Annotated in this window: 15 protein-coding genes and 2 pseudogenes; 5 read left to right on the top strand and 12 right to left on the bottom strand. The window is 63.9% G+C overall.

Annotated elements, in window-relative coordinates:
* From K728_RS0103910 to K728_RS18345, 5 genes and pseudogenes are all read right to left on the bottom strand, one after another.
* Window positions 1-1,462: LCP family protein (locus K728_RS0103910; RefSeq protein ID WP_024475918.1), on the bottom strand; the 1,462-nt coding region annotated here is incomplete at its 3' end.
* Window positions 1,463-1,574: 112 nt separating this feature from the next.
* Window positions 1,575-2,504, bottom strand: coding sequence for a GTPase Era (era, locus tag K728_RS0103915; protein WP_019482768.1), 930 nt, complete (start codon window positions 2,502-2,504; stop codon window positions 1,575-1,577).
* On the bottom strand, window positions 2,501-3,793 hold the full coding sequence (locus tag K728_RS0103920) for a hemolysin family protein (RefSeq protein WP_443110918.1): 1,293 nt from the start codon (window positions 3,791-3,793) through the stop codon (window positions 2,501-2,503). The genes era and K728_RS0103920 overlap by 4 nt, the downstream gene beginning before the upstream one ends.
* A 20-nt stretch (window positions 3,794-3,813) precedes the next feature.
* Complete coding sequence (ybeY, locus tag K728_RS0103925; protein ID WP_024475920.1) at window positions 3,814-4,287, bottom strand: rRNA maturation RNase YbeY; 474 nt, start codon at window positions 4,285-4,287, stop codon at window positions 3,814-3,816.
* Window positions 4,284-5,343 (bottom strand): annotated as a pseudogene (locus tag K728_RS18345) (PhoH family protein). Before K728_RS18345 ends, ybeY begins: the two are co-directional and overlap by 4 nt.
* Before the next feature lie 342 nt (window positions 5,344-5,685).
* Between K728_RS18345 and K728_RS0103935 the strand changes: the two are divergent.
* Complete coding sequence (locus K728_RS0103935) at window positions 5,686-6,639, top strand: GerMN domain-containing protein (protein ID WP_024475921.1); 954 nt, start codon at window positions 5,686-5,688, stop codon at window positions 6,637-6,639.
* Window positions 6,640-6,705: 66 nt separating this feature from the next.
* Here K728_RS0103935 and K728_RS0103940 read toward each other — a convergent pair whose 3' ends face one another.
* The 3 genes from K728_RS0103940 to hrcA form a co-directional block, all read right to left on the bottom strand.
* Complete coding sequence (locus tag K728_RS0103940; RefSeq protein ID WP_024475922.1) at window positions 6,706-7,461, bottom strand: 16S rRNA (uracil(1498)-N(3))-methyltransferase; 756 nt, start codon at window positions 7,459-7,461, stop codon at window positions 6,706-6,708.
* A 2-nt stretch (window positions 7,462-7,463) separates the two neighbouring features.
* Window positions 7,464-8,591, bottom strand: coding sequence for a molecular chaperone DnaJ (gene dnaJ / locus K728_RS0103945; RefSeq protein WP_019482775.1), 1,128 nt, complete (start codon window positions 8,589-8,591; stop codon window positions 7,464-7,466).
* Window positions 8,592-8,697: 106 nt separating this feature from the next.
* Window positions 8,698-9,711, bottom strand: coding sequence for a heat-inducible transcriptional repressor HrcA (gene hrcA, locus K728_RS0103950; protein ID WP_024475923.1), 1,014 nt, complete (start codon window positions 9,709-9,711; stop codon window positions 8,698-8,700).
* Window positions 9,712-9,861: 150 nt separating this feature from the next.
* Between hrcA and K728_RS0103955 the strand changes: the two genes are divergently transcribed.
* Window positions 9,862-10,728, top strand: coding sequence for a DUF3097 family protein (locus K728_RS0103955; RefSeq protein ID WP_024475924.1), 867 nt, complete (start codon window positions 9,862-9,864; stop codon window positions 10,726-10,728).
* Window positions 10,729-10,815: 87 nt separating this feature from the next.
* Window positions 10,816-11,247, top strand: a complete 432-nt coding sequence (locus tag K728_RS0103960; protein ID WP_024475925.1) for a DUF4870 domain-containing protein — start codon at window positions 10,816-10,818, stop codon at window positions 11,245-11,247.
* A 4-nt stretch (window positions 11,248-11,251) separates the two neighbouring features.
* Here the strand turns inward: K728_RS0103960 and hemW are convergent, their stop codons facing one another.
* Together hemW and lepA are read right to left on the bottom strand one after the other, a co-directional pair.
* A complete protein-coding gene (gene hemW, locus K728_RS0103965) occupies window positions 11,252-12,481 on the bottom strand; it encodes a radical SAM family heme chaperone HemW (RefSeq protein WP_024475926.1) in 1,230 nt (409 codons plus the stop codon).
* A gap of 2 nt (window positions 12,482-12,483) precedes the next feature.
* A pseudogene (gene lepA / locus K728_RS18350) lies at window positions 12,484-14,336 on the bottom strand (translation elongation factor 4).
* 185 nt (window positions 14,337-14,521) lie between these two features.
* On the opposite strand from lepA, the gene K728_RS0103975 reads away from it, so the two are divergent.
* Both K728_RS0103975 and rpsT read left to right on the top strand, forming a co-directional pair.
* Window positions 14,522-15,001 (top strand): type II toxin-antitoxin system PemK/MazF family toxin, encoded by a 480-nt coding sequence (locus tag K728_RS0103975; RefSeq protein WP_024475927.1) that lies wholly within the window; start codon window positions 14,522-14,524, stop codon window positions 14,999-15,001.
* Between the two features lie 234 nt (window positions 15,002-15,235).
* The gene (gene rpsT / locus K728_RS0103980) at window positions 15,236-15,496 is read left to right on the top strand and encodes a 30S ribosomal protein S20 (protein ID WP_019482781.1); all 261 of its coding nucleotides are present in this window, start codon (window positions 15,236-15,238) and stop codon (window positions 15,494-15,496) included.
* A gap of 290 nt (window positions 15,497-15,786) precedes the next feature.
* Here the strand turns inward: rpsT and holA are convergent, their stop codons facing one another.
* Together holA and K728_RS0103990 are read right to left on the bottom strand one after the other, a co-directional pair.
* Window positions 15,787-16,752, bottom strand: coding sequence for a DNA polymerase III subunit delta (gene holA, locus K728_RS0103985; protein ID WP_024475928.1), 966 nt, complete (start codon window positions 16,750-16,752; stop codon window positions 15,787-15,789).
* A 139-nt stretch (window positions 16,753-16,891) separates the two neighbouring features.
* The coding region (locus K728_RS0103990) for a ComEC/Rec2 family competence protein (protein WP_156911160.1) at window positions 16,892-18,848 on the bottom strand (1,957 nt) is incomplete at its 5' end.

The raw sequence follows: 18,848 nt of genomic DNA on the forward strand, positions 1-18,848 counted from the left end.
CGACGGTCGAGCCGGCGGTGAAATCGGTGCCAACGCTCAACGCCAGACCCACGGTGGCCGGGCTGGACAGGACCTGCACCTCAGCGAGTCCGAACAGTTCGGCCACAGCCGCGCCGATTGCCTCATAACCCGATCCGACGAAGAGCTGGGTTGCCGGAGTTGCCACGTCCTCGGTGACAACTGCCTGGGTGTAGCCCTCCTCCACGAGAAGGTCCTGGATCTCCTCACCCCGATCGGTCTTTCCCGAGGAGTCGATGATGGTGAACGGAACGGCTGCCGGATCGAAGTCGAGGACCGGCTCGTCGGTCGGCTCGGCGTCGGGCGAGGCGGAAGCATCGGTGGTTCCCGACGGGTCTGACTCCGACGGCTCCGGCTCGGGTTCGCCGACGATGCTGCGATCGGCGACCAGCGCCTCGAACAGTTCCTCGGCCGGTTCCGCATCGGGGATCAGCCGGTTCAGGTCAGGCTCGTAGGGCAGCACGGGCATTGTGACGAAGGCTACCTTGGCAAGGTCAACGTCCTTGAGCCGGTCGGCCAACCGCAGCAGATCGGGAATCTGGCTCAGGCCGTCGTCGACCGTCAGGTTCCTGGTGATGGTCTCGGCGATCGCGTACATCCGGGGCAGGTTCGTGAGGGTGCCCTCGTCTTGGATTTTGCGCGCCATCGACGCCATAAACGACTGTTGTGCGCGGATCCTGCCTTCATCCCCACCGTCGCCAAACGCATGCCGGGTCCGCAGGAAAGCCAGGGCCTGTTCGCCCTCCACCTCGGAGGTGCCGGCGGGAAGGCTCAGCCCGGAGTAGGTATCCTCAACCGCGTTGTTGACACAGACCTCGACCCCACCCAGAGTCGACGAGAGTTCCTTCACCGCGTTGAAATCCGCCATCATGAAGTGGTCGATTTTCAGCCCGGTGAGCTCGTTGATTGCGGCCACCGTGCACCCCGGCCCGCCGTTGCCGAGCGCGCCGTTGAGCATCGCGAGGTCCTGCGAGGGTGTCATTGTCCCGGTCTCCGGGTCCAGGCAGGCGGGCAGCGGGACCAGCAGGTCGCGGGGGAAACTGACCATTGTGACATTCTCGCGGTCGGCCGAGAGGTGCATCAGCATCATCACGTCGGAGTTGCCGGTTTCGGTGGTGAATTCGGCTCCGCCGTAGGCAGCGTTTTCGGCGCCCTCACGGGTGTCGGTTCCGAGAATGAGAATCTGGACCGGGTCCCGGTCAAGATTGGCCTTGTCGGTCTCGTTCTGGTCCGTCGAGAGGTTCAGCGGCTGGGTTGCCACATTGCCCTGCAGCCGGAGAAGCTGCACTGAAGCGAACCCGACTCCAGCGACGAGGACGGTTGCCAGGGCGATAGCGATAATCTTCAGGACCCGCGGTGGTGCCTGGTGGCCCAGGTGGCGTCCCACGGGGGCTCCCGCCGAATCCTCAGCGTTCTGGCCAGCATCGGCGCGTCGACGACTCATGCGTTGCAGCCCTTTCGAAGAATTCGGTCGGTAGTCGCTGGCGTGCGTGCCAGCTGAGCAAACAGCTCCCAGCCACTAAAAACAACGTGTGTTGCAGCCGGGTAGTGCCCGGTCAGAAGCCCAGGCGCACCAGCTGCTTGGGATCGCGCTGCCAATCCTTGGCAATTTTGACGTGCAAGTCAAGGTAGATCCGGGTGCCCAGCAAAGCTTCGATGCTCTGGCGCGCGTTGGTGCCAACCTCGCGGAGACGCGCGCCGCCCTTCCCGATGATGATCGCCTTCTGGGAGGAACGTTCGACGAACAGGTTCACCCTGACGTCGAGGAGCTGATTGTCGGCGCTGCGACCCTCCCGCGGAACGATTTCGTCCACCACCACGGCGAGCGAATGCGGCATTTCGTCGCGGACACCCTCCAGGGCGGCCTCTCGCACCAGTTCAGCAACCATCACGGCTTCCGGCTCGTCGGTGAGCGCACCGTCAGGGTACAGGGCTGGTGATTCCGGCATATGCGAAACGAAAACGTCGCCGACCGTTTCGACCTGGAACCCGTCTGCAGCGGACACGGGAACGACATCGGCCCAGCCTTGTTCCCCCAATACTTCCTCGCCGAGGGCGACGACGGCCATCAGCTGGCGGGTCAAGGCCGCCCGGTCCACCAGGTCGGTTTTGGTGACGACGGCGATCAGCGGTTTCCGCTGCAACCGGGAGAGCTGCGAGGTGATGAACTTGTCACCAGGGCCGATTGGCTCGTTGGCCGGGATGCAAAACCCGATGGCATCCACTTCGGCCAGGGTGTCCGCGACGAGGTCGTTCAACCGCTGGCCCAGCAGGGTGCGGGGACGGTGCAGGCCTGGCGTATCGACGAGGATCAGCTGGGAGTTCTCGCGATGCACGATTCCCCTGATGGTGTGACGGGTGGTCTGGGGTTTGGACGAGGTGATTGCCACCTTCTGTCCCACCAGCGCGTTCGTCAACGTCGATTTGCCTGCGTTGGGCCGGCCGACCAGGGAAACAAACCCGGCCCGGTGCTTCTGTTCGCTCATGATATTCCGCCGTGTCCTTGAAGTTGTGCGGGATTCCGGTCCCGGCCGTCGTCGTCGAATGCTGGTTCCCGTTTCCACACAATAAGGTGCGAGACCCGGTTGCGGCGCCCCTCGACACGTTCGGCGCGGAGGCCGATACTGCCGACAGTTACCTCGCTGCCCACGATCGGGACCCGGCCCAGTGTCTTGGCGAGCAGTCCACCAACGGTGTCCACCTCGTCGTCTTCCAGGTCCACGTTGAAGACTTCGCCCAGGTCATCAATTCCCATCCGTGAGCTGATCCGGTATTCGCCGTTGCCCAGTTGTTCAAGTTCCGGCACCTCCGAGTCATACTCATCGACAATCTCCCCAACGATTTCCTCAATGAGGTCCTCAAGCGTGACCAGCCCTGCGGTTCCACCGTACTCGTCGATAACGATGGCGACGTGGGTCGATTCCCGCTGCAACTCCTGCAGGAAATCGCTGACCGGCTTGGACTCGGGGACGTAGCGCACTCCCCGGCAGATACCGTCGACCAGGTCCTCGTCGCGACCGTCGGGCCCATGCAGTTGGGCCACGACATCCTTGAGGTAGAGGATCCCGATGATGTCGTCAGCACTGTCGCCAATCACCGGGATCCGCGAATAGCCGGAGCGGAGGAAAAGGGACATCGCCTGTTTCAGGGTGGACCCGGTTTCGATGGGAACCATGTCGGTGCGGGGCACCATCACTGCCCGCACCTTGGTGTCACCCAGTTCGAAGACTGAGTGAATCAGTTCCGCTTCGCTGTCCTCGATCATTTCGGCGTCGTTGGCACGGGAGAGCAGTTCGCGGAATTCCTCTTCAGTGAAGAACGCCGCCTCGGCCCGGGCCGCACCCGGGGTAATGGCACTTCCGAGCGCAACCAGCCACCGCGGGATCGGTCCGAGGATCCCGCACAGGAATCTCACCAGGCCCGCGGTCGCTGGAACCACTTTGCTCGCGTGGGTCCGGCCGAGCTGGCGCGGTGAAACGCCAACGAGCACGAATCCGACGGCGGCCATGGTGGCGGTGGCGAGCAGACCGGCGATCCAGACGTTGTTGAGCAGGTCGTGGAAGAGGATTGCGACCGCCACAGCGGCTGCCATTTCGAACCACACCCGCCAGAACCTGAGGGCATGCATGTGGGCGATCGGTGAGGCGAGGATACGCTGCAGCGACCGGCCAGATTTGCCGGCCAGAAGTTCTTCGCCTTCCTGGCGGGGCAGGTAACTAAAGGCGGCCTCGGCTGCGGTTACCAACGCTGCGACCAGAACAAACCCCAAGGCCATGAAGGCCAGCAGCCAAATGATCAACTGATTGTCTCCTCGGGCGCTGTTCCGCCCAGATAATCGGCCAGCAGACGGCGTTGCAGACCGAACATTTCAGCCTCGTCCTCGGGTTCGGCGTGGTCGTATCCGAGGAGGTGCAACAGTCCGTGGGTGGTCAGCAGCAGCAACTCTTCCTGGGTTGAGTGCCCTGCCTTCTCGGCCTGGGTCTGCGCCACCTCGGGGCAGAGGACAACATCACCGAGCACTCCCGCTGGTGTGAGCCGCCCCGCCGTGCCTGGTCGTAGCTCGTCCATGGGGAAGGACAGGACGTCGGTGGGACCCGGTTCGTCCATCCATTCGATATGCAGTTTCTCCATTGCTGTGGTGTCGACCAGGATGATCGAGAGCTCAGCTTCCGGGTGCACGAAGAGACTGTCGAGCAGGAACCGGCCCAGGCGGATCAGGTTTTCCTCGTCCGCCGCTATCCCCGACTCGTTGTTGACCTCGATGCTCATGGTTTGCCTCCAGCCGGTTTGGCCCCGGCATGACCGCGCGGGCCACGGTGATCCCGGGCAGCTGAGGCCCGCTGGTTCTCGTCCCAGACACTGTAGGCCGTGACGATGTCGCCCACCAACCGGTGCCTGACGACGTCGGAGGCGTCGAGGGTGCGGAAGCTGACGTCCTGCACACCCTGAAGTATTTCACTGACCACCCGTAGCCCTGAGTTGGTCCCGCCGGGCAGGTCCACCTGGGTGACGTCGCCGGTGACCACCATCTTCGAACCGAACCCCAGGCGGGTGAGGAACATCTTCATCTGCTCGGGGGTGGTGTTTTGGGCCTCGTCCAGGATGATGAACGCATCGTTGAGGGTACGGCCCCGCATGTAGGCGAGAGGTGCCACCTCGATGGTGCCGGCCGCCATCAGTCGAGGGATGCTGTCCGGGTCCATCATGTCGTGCAGCGCATCGTAGAGCGGACGCAGGTACGGGTCGATCTTGTCGCTGAGGGTGCCGGGCAGGAATCCGAGCCNNNNCTTCGACGGCCGGGCGGGTGAGGATGATCCGGTTGACTTCCTTATGCTGCAGCGCCTGAACAGCTTTGGCCATGGCGAGGTAGGTTTTCCCGGTGCCCGCAGGGCCGATGCCAAACACCACCGTGTGCCGGTCAATCGCCTCGACGTAATCCCGCTGGTTCAGGGTCTTTGGCCTGATAGTCCTGCCACGGGAGGAGAGGATGTTCATGGTGAGGACATCGGAGGGACTACTCACCGACTGATCCTTCAACATGGACACCAGCTGTTTGAGAACCTGGGGGTTGACGGTGGTGTTGTTGGCTGCGAGGGTGCGGATCTCGGAGATCAGACGTTCGGTGCGCGCGACGTCGACGGCCGGGCCCGTGATCGAGAGCTCATTACCCCGGACGTGAAGATTGACCCCCACGAAAGTGCTCTCGATCAGCCTGAGCGCCTCATCGTTGGTTCCAAGCGCTTGAACCATTTGTTCCGTCGAATCGAAGTGGACCACCTTCGTGTCCAAGCCCACTGCGCTGATGCCAACTGAAGAATCGGTCATATAATCGGCCCTCGCGGCCTTCCATCTCTCCTTGAATCGGTTGGTGACGGCATACCGCCCCTTGACTAATCTTACGTTACGTCCCTGCCCGGCGGCCGTCCCCGGCCGCCGGATTCCGCCGTCAACGGAACCGGAGGTTTTGCGGCGTCTCCGCGCGCCCAGGAAGCAGATGATCTCATCTGGGCAACGGCCCGGTTTCAATCCTGTCTCAGTCCGGCGACGACTTGGCTAAACCCCGTTCGGGGCCTGTTGCCATATGCGAAGCTGGAAACGTTGCTTTGAGTGCATTACTCGGCGGCGCACCAATCCGGCCGAGTGGTACAGCGAAAGGACAGGACGCGAATGGAGTGGTCCTTTCAACGCGATGCTGCCCGGCGCCGGCCTGGACGCGCTCTCTCGGTCACCGCGCTAATCGTCTTCGCTGGTCTGGGCCTGGGTGGCTGCACACCGGTCCCCGGCGATGATGCGACGGCCTCCCTTTCTGGACAACCAAACACGTCAGCTGGCCCACCGTCGGCAGAGCACTCCGCAGTGACGGAATCCGCTACCCTGCGCAACCTGCTCCCCGTCTACTGGATGGGAGACAACGACGGAAGCATCCAGCTTTACCGGGAGTTCCTGGACGGCGGGAACGGTGGTGACCCAATCGCGGCGGCGGTCCAGGCGATGACCGCCAACTCACCAATCGATCCCGACTACTTTGGGTCGTGGTCCCCCGCCGAGTCTGTCAGCGCATCAATCTCCCCCGACAACGTTATTACGGTCGATATCTCGGCCGAGGCCTTCGATGCGCAGCTCGACCAGGGTGCCGCCTATCGTGCCATCCAGCAGCTCGTATACACAGCCACAGCGGCGGCGGCCAACGCGGGCCTGGTCTCGGGCGGTGACCCCAGCCGCGTCGTCGTCCTGGTGGACGGAGCGGCGGGGTTCAACGCTTTCGGCCACATCGAACTCGGTGGCCCGTTGCAGCGGGACTCGGCGTTGATGGCTCCGATCTGGATCATCGAACCCCAGCATGGGGCGGTCCGCGACCAGCCGACGATCACCGTGTCAGGCAGCGGAATGACGGAGAACGCGGTCCTGCACTGGCGGATCGACGAGGTGGTCGGCGATGAGCTGGAATCGTACCGCACTGGAACGGTGGGACTGGACGCCAGCGCCAGTTCCCCCGGACTCTTCGAGTTCACGATCGCCCTGGTGCCCGGTGAATACGAGATCAGCGTCTTCGACCGTCCGCAGGGCGTCCAGGAGAACCGTGAACTCGATACCGACACCAAGCGCGTCACGGTGCAGTAGGCAGCTGAGCCTCCTGCTTTCCTTCCCGGGGCTTGCTATTCCCGGGTGAGCACGGAACTGAACCGGCTACCAGCGGCCCAGCAGTTGGCTCAGGACCGCAAGGGCGGCGGGTCCGGCGGTGGAGGAGCGCAGCACCTGGCCGCCGAGCCTGGCCGGATGCGCACCGTTCGACACGAACAGCTCCAGCTCCTGCCCGCTGATGCCCCCCTCGGGGCCGACCACCACTGCAATGCTGGTGGGCGGGGTGTCGGCCTGTGGCCCAACCAGTGCCCCAACCCCAGTTTCAGCGTCCTCGTGGAGGATCAGGGCGAGGTCCACGCCGGCAAGCCAGGCTGCCAGAGACCCGCTGTCGTGCAATGGCAGCACCTCGGGGAGGGTGGCACGCCGTGATTGTTTGGCGGCTCCCCACACCGTGGATTCCCATTTTCGCTGCCCTTTGAGCGCCTTGTCGGCGCGCCAACGGACAATACTTCGATCCGCCTGCCAGGGAATAACCGCATCGACGCCGAGTTCAGTGGCGGCCTCGACCGCCAGTTCATCCCGGTCCCCCTTGGCCAGTGCCTGCACCAGGATGAGACGGCAGGCGGGGGCTGGCTCGTCAACCACTGTTCGCACCTCGAGGGTGACTTCCTGCCCGGCGCTGGCCGTGACCACGCCGACGATTCTGCGCCCGCGGCCGTCGGCGACGTCAATCGTCTCGCCGGCTGCCAGCCGTTTCACGGTCGCCGCGTGCCGGGCCTCGGCCCCGGTGAGGGTGAAACTGGCTCCGGGGAGGACAGCAGCCAGCGCCTCAGGGTCTCCGAAGTAGAGTGCGTTGCTCACCCCTAGAGATTACCCAACCGCTCCCGCAACTTCGCGAACACCCCTGAACCGCTGCTGGCCAGCTGACCCTCAACAAATTCCTCGCCGCGGAGTTCGGCAAGTTTGCGCAGCAGCTCTTCCTGCGCCTGGTCAACGTTGCGCGGAGTCTCGACGTTCAGGTGCACCTTGAGGTCACCACGCCCGTACCCGCGGAGGTGGGTGACGCCAAGTCCGCGAAGAGTCACGATCTCGCCCGACTGCGTGCCTGCTTTGATCCCCAGTTCCTGGTCGCCGTCGAAGGAGGCGAGGTTCACGGTGGTGCCCAGGGCCGCGGCGGTCATCGGCACGCTGAGGGTGACGTGGAGGTCATCACCCTCGCGGAGGAAGGAGGGATCCGGGTTAACCCGGATCTCCACATAGAGGTCGCCCTGCGGTCCGCCGGCCATGCCGGCCTCGCCCTGGCCCCCCAGTTGAATGCGGGTGCCGGTCGACACGCCTGCGGGCACCTTGATGGTGAGGCTCCGGCGGCTACGCACCCGACCGTCGCCGTTGCATTCGTTACAGGGGTTCGGGATGACTGTGCCGTACCCCTGGCAGGTGCCACACGTGGCACTGGTCATGACCTGGCCCAGAATGGACCGCACCGCACGCTGCACCTGACCCGACCCGCCGCAAATGTCGCAGGTTCGGGGGGAAGTGCCGGGCTGGCAGCAGGACCCGTCGCAGGTGGGACACACTGCTGCGGTATCGACGTCGATCTTTTTGTTGATCCCGAAGACGGCGTCGACCAGGTCGATCCGCACGGCGATCAGGGCGTCCTGGCCGCGACGGGTGCGCGACGGCGGGCCGCTGGCACCACCGCCACCGAAGAATGTTTCGAAGATGTCCTGGAAGGCGAAGCCCGGCCCGGCGTGTCCGCCGCCGAATCCGTTGTCGGTCCCGTTCTCGTTGCCGGTCGTGTCATACACGCGCCGTTTCTGCGGGTCCGAGAGCACCTCGTAGGCACGGGTGACCAATTTGAACTCTTCAGAGGCATCCGGCCCGGAGTTGACGTCCGGGTGCAGCTTTCGCGCGAGCTTGCGGTAGGCCTTCTTGATTTCCTCGCCGCTCGCATCGCGGTTCACACCGAGGACTTCATAGTGATTACTCACTCCTGCACTTCACTTCCTATGTCACTGACCGGTGCAGGGCTTGGTGCCCTGCCGGTATGGGGTCGACTGTTTCTACAACAAGTTCGCTGATGCGGTTACCTCAGGGTTAGTCCGTCAGGATCCGCGATAGGTACCGGGCTACCGCCCGCACCGCCGACATCGACGTCGGGTAGTCCATTCGGGTTGGCCCAAGCACTCCTACCTTGGCCAACGAGTCGGGACCGTATCCGGTGGCAATCACCGAGGCTTCAGCGAGGCCGCCGTGCGGGTTCTCCCGGCCGATCCGCACCGAGACGCCAAACGCATCCTGCTTCATTTCGGAAAGCAGGCGAAGCATTACTACCTGCTCCTCCAGGGCCTCGAGCACCGGCCCGATGCTCAGAGGAAAGTCTACGGTGGATCGGGCCAGGTTGGCTGTACCAGCCATCACAATCCGGTCATCCCGGTTGATACCTGCCAACTGTTCGAGCGCCCGCGCCAGCACGGTGCCCGCCCCGCGTTGCTGGAACGACAGGGCTCCCACGGCGAGTGCGAGTTCCTGCGGAAGGGACGCCAGCTTGGTGCCGGCGACGGAACCGAGGAAGTGCTGCCGAAGCTCGGCGAGGGAGGATTCGGGCACCGGTTCGGGCAGCGGGACAACCCGCTGCTGGACTGTTCCGTTGGTCGCTATGAGCACCACCAGTACCTGGTTGGGCGCCAGTAGGACGAACTCCAGGTGCCGGACGGCTGCGCTACCCAGATGTGGGTATTGGACCACCGCCACCTGATTGGTCAGGTGGGAGAGCAGCCGCACTGTCCGGTCCATGACGTCGTCGAGATCCTCTGCCTCCTCCAGGAGCGCCTGGATGGCGCGCTTTTCGGCAGCAGACAGGGGCTTGACCTCGGAAATCTGGTCGACAAACAGTCGGTAGCCCTTGTCGGTGGGGATGCGACCCGAGCTGGTGTGGGGCGCGGTGATCAGCCCCTCTTCTTCCAGGACAGCCATATCATTACGGATGGTGGCCGATGATACCCCCAGCTGATGCCGCTCCACGAGTGCTTTGGAGCCCACAGGCTCGCGCGAATGCACATAGTCCTCGACGATGGCACGCAACACTTCAAGTCTGCGTGGTTCGCTCACTTTTCACCTCCGCACACGTTTACTGTCTCTTCCGGCAGATCTGGCACTCGACACGCCCAAGTGCCAAGTCTAGTACGTTCGAAGGGATTGTTAGCATTGAAAATCCCTGGCCGGACCGTCCAGCGGCGAGTCGGGAAGTGAGCAACAATTTTGTCCAGTTATGAATGGGGTGCCCAGGACATCTCAGCCCCCCGCCAGGTTTCCCTGCCAAAGGTTCCGGTCAGCCGGGGCCTGGTTCTGGAGGATGTGCAGAGCGGTTACGTTGGCGCAGTGGTCCGGGTGGAGAAATCTGGTGGCATGCACGTCATGGTGCTCGAGGACCGGCGCGGCAGACTTAAGACTTTCCCGCTCGGGTTCGGGTTCCACGTCGACGGCGGGCCCGTTGAGGTGGTGGCACCCGCGCTGGCACCACCAGCGCCAGCCCGCAAGGTGACGGCGTCGGGATCGGTCAAGGTGGAGGGCGCCCGCGCGAGGACCGCCCGGGCCAGCAGGATCTGGGTGGAGGGACAGCACGATGCTGAGCTGATCGAAAAGGTGTGGGGCGACGATCTGCGTCTTGAGGGGATCGTCGTCGAGCCGCTGCACGGCGTTGACGACCTTGCCGGGATGATCCGCACTTTTAGTCCTGGACCGAACCGCCGGCTCGGTATCCTCGTCGACCATCTGGTAGCGGGGTCGAAGGAACAGCGCATCGCCCAGGAAGCCATGAAGGTTCCGGGAGCCGCCGCCAACGTCCTGGTGGTGGGACACCCGTATGTCGATGTGTGGCAGGCAATCAAGCCGGCGGCCGTCGGGCTCACCGCGTGGCCGGTGGTACCACGGGGTCAGGACTGGAAGACCGGAATACTCGCCGGTCTCGGCTGGCCGAACGCCGACAAGGCAGCGGTGGCACATGGCTGGAAGCGGTTGCTGGGGTGCGTCAATAGTTACTCCGACCTTGAACCGTCGCTGCTCGGGCGGGTTGAAGAAGTGATCGATTTTTTGACCCCTCCTGGAGATTTCGACGCGACAACTTAAGCCCCAGTGCACGTTTGCTGGCGACGAAGTATCCTAGATAGGAAGGCTCCTGATCAAGGCTGCCCCGAAGCAATAGAGGATGTTCAGTTGTCTAACCCCGCCGACCAGCACGGACACCACGGATCCGAGGACGGCCACGGCCAGCCCCGATCCGCTTTTGAGGGTGCCCCGGCGAATGCCCTGCCTCTGACCGCGACGGAAGACCGGCAGTGGGCAACCCTGTCGCACTTCGGGGGAATCCTCGGTTTCATTCCGTCGCTGCTCATCCTGCTGATTTTCAAGAACCGGGGACCTTTCACCGCCCAGGAAGCGCGGGAGGCGTTCAACTTCACCTTCCCGCCGACGGTGTTGGCGTTCGTGGCCTGGCTGCTCTCCCTCTTGCCAGCGGTCGGCGGCATGTTCGCCGTCGTCAACGCCCTGATCTGGGTAGCAATCGCCGTATCCTCGGTCATTGCCGGGATTCAGGTCAACCGTGGCCGCCCCTACCGGTACGCGTTCAACCTGCGGCTCTTCCGTTAGGAGCCTAGTCGGGTAGTAGCCTGCGGACGACCGCGTCGGCGAGCAACCGGCCCTTGCCAGTGAGCGTGATCGTTCCGGCGAAGGCCTCCGCTGCAACGATCAGTTCATCAGCAATCAATCCGGCGACGGCAAGCCGCCCCCCTGGGTGCAGCACCCGGGTTGGTAGGCCCTCGCGCAGCCTGGCGCGAAGCATCACGTCCTCGGTGTAGCGGGTCTCCGCGTCCAGGATTTCGCGGCCAGCGGCCGGTGACACTCCGGTTGAGAGGCGCTGGGCGTAGGCGGTCGGGTGCTTCACATTCCACCACCGCACACCGCCCAGATGCGAGTGCGCGCCGGGACCAGCTCCCCACCAGTCGTCGCCACGCCAGTAGGCAAGATTATGCCTGCACTCGTCCGCAGGTGTGCGGGCCCAGTTGCTCACCTCGTACCATCCCAGTCCGGCGGCTGCCATCGCGCGTTCGGCCAGGGCGTACTTCTCGGCGTGATCGTCGTCGTCGATGTCGGGCACCTCGCCACGGCGGATCCGGGCCGCAAGTTTGGTGCCGTCCTCGATGATCAGTGCGTAGGCAGAGACGTGGTCCGGACCGTAGGACAGCGCCGCGTCAAGGGTCTGCTGCCAGTCGGCTGCGGACTCCCCCGGGGTGCCGTAGATCAGGTCAAGGCTGACGCGCAGCCCGGCTTCCCGCGCCCATTGCACGGCCAGTGGCACCCGTTCGGGCGCATGGGTGCGGTCCAGTACCTTCAGCACGTGCGGAACAGCCGACTGCATCCCGAACGACACCCTGGTGAAACCCGCCTGCGCCAGCACCGCAAGTGACTCGGGCGTGACCGAATCGGGGTTGGCCTCCGTGGTGACTTCAGCGCCTGGTGCGAGCCCCCAGTGCCCGACGGCGGTGCGCAGCACCGTCGCCAGATCGGCTGCGGGGAGGAGGGTGGGAGTGCCGCCGCCGAAGAACACTGTCGATAGCTGGCGTGGCGCGGTGCCGGAAGTGGTCAGGACACCGGCTGCGAGGTCCAGTTCAGCGCTGACCGTTGCGGCATAGCGGTCTTGCGATGCGCCCCCACCCAGTTCAGTGGCCGTGTAGGTGTTGAAGTCGCAGTAGCCGCAGCGCACGGCGCAGAACGGGATGTGGACGTAGAGCCCCAGCTTCCGGTCGGCGCTGCCGATGGCGGCCTGCTCCGGCAGCAGGCCGCTTTCCGGCGCTGGCAAGCCAAGAGGGAGGGCACCTGGCATTGCTACTTCTTGACCTTGTCCTTGGACTCGTCGGTGGTGAGGGCTGCGATGAAGGCTTCCTGCGGGACTTCGACGCGTCCCACCATCTTCATCCGTTTCTTGCCTTCCTTCTGTTTCTCCAGAAGTTTGCGTTTACGGGTGATGTCACCGCCGTAGCACTTCGCGAGGACGTCCTTGCGGATGGCCCTGATGCTTTCCCTGGCAATAATCCGTGACCCGATGGCCGCCTGGATGGGGACCTCGAACTGCTGCCGTGGGATGAGTTCACGCAGCTTGCCGGTCATCATGACGCCATAGGCGTAGGCCTTGTCGCGGTGGGTGATGGCCGAGAACGCATCGACCTGCTCGCCCTGCAGCATGATGTCGACCTTGACCAGGTCGGCGACCTGGTCGCCGTCGCTCTTCCAGTCCAGCGAGNNNNCCCGCGGGTCCGGGATTTGAGGATGTCGAAGAAGTCGAACACGATCTCGGCCAGTGGCAGTCGGTACCGGATCTCCACCCGGTCCTCGGAGAGGTAATCCATTCCGCCCATCACGCCGCGCCGGCTCTGGCACAGCTCCATGATGGCACCGACGAACTCGGTGGGCGCCAGGATGGTCGCCGAAACCATAGGCTCGCGGACCTCGGCGATTTTCCCGGTCGGGTACTCGCTGGGGTTGGTCACGTGGACCATCTTTTTGTCCTCGAGTGTCACCAGGTATTCCACGTTGGGTGCCGTGGAGATCAGGTTGAGGTTATGCTCGCGCTCGAGCCGCTCCCTGGTGATCTCCAGGTGAAGGAGCCCGAGGAAGCCCACCCGGAACCCGAAGCCCAGTGCCGCGGAGGTCTCGGGTTCGTAGACGAGCGCTGCATCGTTGAGCATCAGCTTTTCCAGCGCGTCGCGAAGCACCGGGTAATCGGTGCCGTCCAGCGGGTACAGACCGGAGAAGACCATGGGCTTCGCATCGGCATATCCGGGCAGGGACGCCTGGGCGGGCTTGGCCAGGTTGGTAACCGTGTCACCCACCTTGGACAGCCGGACGTCTTTCACACCAGTGATGAGGTAGCCGACCTCACCCACACCAAGCCCCTTGGATGGGGTGGGCTCCGGGGAGCTGACGCCAATTTCGAGGAGCTCGTGACTGGCGCGGGTGGACATCATCTGGATCCGCTCGCGGGGATGCAGCATGCCGTCGACCACGCGGACGTAGGTGACGACACCGCGGTAGGTGTCATACACGGAGTCGAAGATCATCGCCCGTGCGGGGGCGTTGGGGTCACCAACAGGAGGCGGCAGGTCCCTGACAATCTTGTCCAGCAGTGCTTCGACCCCCATACCGGTCTTCCCGGAGACCCTGAGGACGTCGCCGGGATCGCCACCGATCAGGTTCGCCAGCTCGGCAGCATACTTCTCGGGCTGGGCGGCGGGCAGATCGATCTTGTTCAGGACCGGAATGATGGTGAGGTTGTTCTCCATCGCCAGGTAAAGGTTGGCCAGTGTCTGGGCTTCGATCCCCTGGGCGGCATCGACCAGCAGGATCGCCCCTTCGCAGGCCGCGAGCGACCGGGAAACCTCGTAGGTGAAGTCAACGTGGCCTGGCGTGTCGATCATGTTCAGCGCGTGGCTGACACCGTCGAGTTCCCAGGGCAGCCGCACCGCCTGGGATTTGATGGTGATGCCACGTTCACGCTCGATGTCCATCCGGTCCAGGTACTGGGCCTTCATGTCACGCTGCTCGACGACGCCGGTGAGCTGCAGCATCCTGTCCGCCAGGGTGGACTTCCCATGATCAATGTGCGCGATGATGCAGAAGTTTCTGATAATCGCCGGATCAGTGGCGGCGGGCACCGGTGAGGTGCGGGCCTTGGGTGACACTGGACATTCCTTACTGTTGCGAGGGCTGCTGCGCGGCAACCGTTCCAACTACAACGACAGGGTTTGGAGCGAGGTGAACCCACCTCTCGGGCGGGTTTTGTTAAACCAGCCCCGGTTAACAGTCTCCCACGAGCTGGCGGGTGATCTGGAATTGCCTGGACTGGCCAAACTGTATCCTTTACCGCATGTCATTTGATTCCCGATCCTTCCTGCGGCTGGCCCGCACCGTTGTGCGGGCACTGCAGCCGCCGAAGCGGCAGTCCGGCCCTGCCCGGAAACCAGCCGCCTACCCTGGTGATTTCACCGGCACCCCGAAGGTCAGCTATTCGCCCCGAGCCGATAATGTCCCGGATGCGGGGGAAATTGTCTGGGCCTGGGTGCCCTATGAAGAGGACCACCGTCAGGGCAAGGACCGCCCGGTCCTGCTGATCGGCAACCACCGGGGCAGGGTGCTGGGACTGACGCTGACTAGCCGGGACCGGAACGGAACCGGCGGATCGGATCCGGCCTACGTCGATATCGGGTCCGGCTCGTGGGACGTCAAGGGCAGACCGAGCGAAGTGAAAACCGACCGGATCATTCAACTGGCACCGGCGGATGTCAGGCGGATCGGTGCTGTACTCCCCCGGGCGCAGTTTGATCGTGTGGTGGCGCGGCTGGGCTGAGTTATTGTGGCTGCCCAATTTTCCATGCGGGACCTTCCACATGCGGCGCCGCGCTCAGACAGACCGGCTGCCGGGACTAATCCGTGCATCTCTGGTAATCTAGACAGCTGTGTGTCCGCGCAGGTCGACGGGCACTTTAGTCCAATCGCCTACGGTATCCCCACGCCGCTCAGTCATTGGTTGAACTGAATTACCCTCACGACCAGTCCGCAATACAAAGAGAGTTCTAAATACGTGGCAAATATCAAGTCCCAGAAAAAGCGCATTCTCACCAACGAGAAGGCGCGCCAGCGCAACAACTCGGTTAAGTCCGAGCTGAAAACGGCCATCCGCGCCGTAAACACTGCGATCGGCTCAGCTGACAAGGAAGCTGCAACCAGCCTCCTCCAGTCGGCAAGCCGCAAGCTGGACAAGGCTGTCAGCAAGGGTGTCGTGCACAAGAACAACGCAGCGAACCACAAGTCTGCGATCTCGAAGAAGGTCAACGCTCTCTAACCAGAGCCTGATCGTTCGACGATTTCCAGATGGCTGGCCTTCGGGCCAGCCATCTGTCGTTTAACCGGTTGATCCCCTCGCCTTACGCGCCTTCGACCGACCAACGCCGCCTAAAACGGCTGCCGCGCCACATATAACTACAGCGCGAGACGGTAGGTACAGCGCGAGACGATACCTACCGCGCGAGACGGGTCAGGCGCGGTACGTTCAGGTCGCAGAGAGTGCAAGCGGGTGCGCAGTGAGTCGGAGCGCAGTCCGGGCCTAGCGGCACTTCAGACCATTCTGAGCCGCTAGCCGCGGCCAGCGAGGGCGATGGTGGTGACCGCGCGTTCGACGGCGTACACCGGGTCCCGGGAGGCGCCCTTCACCTGGGCATCGGCTTCCGCAAGCACCTGAATGCACTCAACCAGACCTTCGGAACTGAAGCGCTGGGCGTCGCGTCGGGCCTGGTCTACCTGCCAGGGCGCCATCCCGAGCTCTTTTGCTAGCTGGGCGGAGCTCCCCCGCACCTGATGGACCTTCGCAACGGCCCGGACCTTCATCGCAAGGGCCGCCGTCAGGAGTACTGGATCGGCGCCGGTCGCCAGGGCATGCCGGAGCATTGACAGGGCCTGTCCTCCACGGCCAGCCAATGCCGCGTCTGCCACCTTGAACCCGGTGACCTCCACCCGGCCGCCGTAGTACTTCTCGACGGTCTCCTCGGTGATTTCACCGGCCGTATCAGAAATCAATTGTTGACAGGCTGCCGCCAGTTCGGCGAGCTGGGACCCAACCGCTGCCACCAGCGCCCGCAGGGCTCCACCGCCGATCCGCCGGCCCGCGGCCCTGAACTCCTCGACAACAAAGTCTGTCTTGTCCGAGTCCTTCTTCAACGGCTGACAGTCGACAACGGTTGCCCCGGAAGACTTGAGTGCGTCAAGAAGCTTCTTGCCACGGTTTCCGCCGCTGTGATGCATCACCAGCACGACATCGGGGGCAGGATCGGCCAGGTATCCGAGCGTGTCCTGAAGAAAGTCGTCGTTCATCTGGGCGAGGCCGCTCACCTCGATCAATTTGGCCTCCCCAAACAGGGATGGGCTCCCGTGGATGGTGAGATCGCCTGCCTCGTACTTGCCGGCGTCCAGCTTCACGTCTTCAAGGTCTGGACGTGCATCCCGCAGGCTGCGACGAATGCGTTCGACTGCCTGGCCGGCGGCATACTCCTCGGGGCCGCTGAGCAGCACCACTGGTGCGGGTACAACGGTTCGCCAGTGCATCCCTGAGCTTCCAGCTGATTCCCTGCGGGATGCGGCGGGCCTGGAAGTCACGTAGTTGCTCCTGGTGGTTGGTGGATGGAACGAGTCCTCAGCGTCAACTGTGCCACGGGCGGGACCTGCGGCAAAGCGGACAAGCGGGTCAACGGTGCACGCGGAGTGAGTCGTCCTGAATGGAGACCAGAAACGTTCCCAGCTGGTCGGTTCTTGCCACGGTAATCCCCGCCGCAGACAATCCGGCAGTGATAGTTGGGTGTGGATGCCCGTAGTCGTTATCCCGGCCAGCGGAAATCAGGGCGAGCCGTGGTTTGAGGGTGTGGGCCAGGTCGAGCCCACCGTTGCGGGCACCGTGGTGGGCTACTTTCAGGATCTGCACCCCCCGCTCACTGAGTCCGGGTCTGGCTCTCAACATGGCACGCGCCGCATCCTCCTCCAGATCACCAGTCAGCAGGACGGCCACATCGGGGGCGGCGTCAGTGTCGATGACGACGTCGAGCACAGCGCTGGAATTATTCTCGGAATCTATTGGTGCTCCGGCCTCTGGCCAGAGCACCGTCCAGCTGACGCGGCCATAGGAGCCACCGTCGCCATGTTCTCCAGTCATGCCGGCAATGAGCCGCTCGGGTGATACTTGTTGCGCAGGGACCGCGGTGACAGTCGTGGGAAGTGCCGGTTCTGAGGAGGAGTACAGGATTCTTTGCACCGTCCTGTCCCTCGACACTCCTTCGATTCCACCATAGTGATCGGCATGGAGGTGGGTCAGCACGAGCAGTTCCACGGTGTCGACCGCCAGCCGGTCCAGACAAGCGTCGACGTCGTCCGGTTCGGGACCCGTATCGATGAGGATCACGCTACGTTCGCCGGTCCGGACAGCGAAGGCATCGCCCTGCCCGACGTCGCAGGCAGCAATGTGCCAGGTTCCATTGTCTGGTCGGCCCGGGGGCCACAGGGTGACGGCTGCAAGGCCCGCCACACAACCTACCGCGAGCCACAGCAGGGCACGGATCCCGCCGTGACCGGAATGGGCTTCGTTCCGGTTGAACCCGGGTAAAGGGTTCACCTTCGTCGACCTGCCTGGGCCGGGAGTAGCAGTCCGGCGCCGGGGGCTGAAAGTCACCGCCAGCACGATTGCCGCCGAGAGCATTCCGGTGAGAATCACTCCCACCGGACCGCCTACCCACGGCAGGGTCGCCCCGGGCGCCGAGGCGAAAAAGGTTGCAACTGCGCCTACCCACGCTGTACCCCAACCGGCCACCAGGACCAGGGGTACCGCCAGCGGTTCCGCGACGGCGATCAACCCGACAGCCGCCATACCCACGATGGTGACGAACGGTACCACCGGGCTGGCTGCGAGGTTCGCCGGAATCGAGTACAGCGGGAGAGTTGGCTGCAACAGCGTCAGGATCGGCGCGCAGAACAGTTGCGCCGCAATCGGAACAGCAACGAGCTGGGCGACCAGCAGCGGCATGAAACGGCTCAGCCTCGATGCCAGTACCGGACCGAACAGGATCAGTCCGGCAGCGGCGGCAACGGACAGCATGAACGCGAAGGAGGCGTGCAGCCAGGGATCGATGGTGAGGAGGACCACCACGGTGAGCAGCAAAAGTGCCAGCGGCACTTTCCCTCGCCCGGATAGCACCGCTGCAACTCCGATGCCGCCCATCAGCGCTGCGCGCAACACACTTGGCTCGGGTCGAACCAGGATGACGAAACCAATCAGTGCAAGGATGCCCAGGACCGCCGAGGGGAGTCGCGGCAGTCGCAGAGCGCGGGCACCGAGGAAAACGAAGGCCAACAGGTAGCTGCAGTTGGCACCGCTGACCGCTGTCAGGTGGGTCATCCCGGTGGTTTGCATATCTGCTGTCAGACTTTCGTCCAGTGTGCTCCGGTCGCCGATGACCATGCCTGGCAGCAGCCCGCCCTCCCCCGTCAGCCGGGAAGAAAGCTTCGAAAAGTCAGTTCTTAATTCGGCTGGAACGGTAGTCCAGCCGGCAGGCGAGGTCACCTGCGGGCTGGTCGCGGCGATGAGCAGTGCGGCTGCCCGGTCGCCGGGTTTGGTGGGTAGCAGGCGCCCGGCCGTGCGCACCGAGTCAGACGCG

The sequence above is a fragment of the Arthrobacter sp. CAL618 genome (assembly GCF_000468215.1).
In the GTDB taxonomy this organism is placed as follows: domain Bacteria; phylum Actinomycetota; class Actinomycetes; order Actinomycetales; family Micrococcaceae; genus Arthrobacter_D.

Bases quoted from the DNA above. Each gene is read 5' to 3' on its own strand.
- hemW (WP_024475926.1), bottom strand. From the start codon at position 12,481: ATGCCAGGTGCCCTCCCTCTTGGCTTGCCAGCGCCGGAAAGCGGCCTG.
- era (WP_019482768.1), bottom strand. From the start codon at position 2,504: ATGAGCGAACAGAAGCACCGGGCCGGGTTTGTTTCCCTGGTCGGCCGG.
- ybeY (WP_024475920.1), bottom strand. From the start codon at position 4,287: ATGAGCATCGAGGTCAACAACGAGTCGGGGATAGCGGCGGACGAGGAA.
- K728_RS0103920 (WP_443110918.1), bottom strand. From the start codon at position 3,793: ATGGCCTTGGGGTTTGTTCTGGTCGCAGCGTTGGTAACCGCAGCCGAG.
- K728_RS0103935 (WP_024475921.1), top strand. From the start codon at position 5,686: ATGGAGTGGTCCTTTCAACGCGATGCTGCCCGGCGCCGGCCTGGACGC.
- K728_RS0103975 (WP_024475927.1), top strand. From the start codon at position 14,522: ATGTCATTTGATTCCCGATCCTTCCTGCGGCTGGCCCGCACCGTTGTG.
- holA (WP_024475928.1), bottom strand. From the start codon at position 16,752: ATGCACTGGCGAACCGTTGTACCCGCACCAGTGGTGCTGCTCAGCGGC.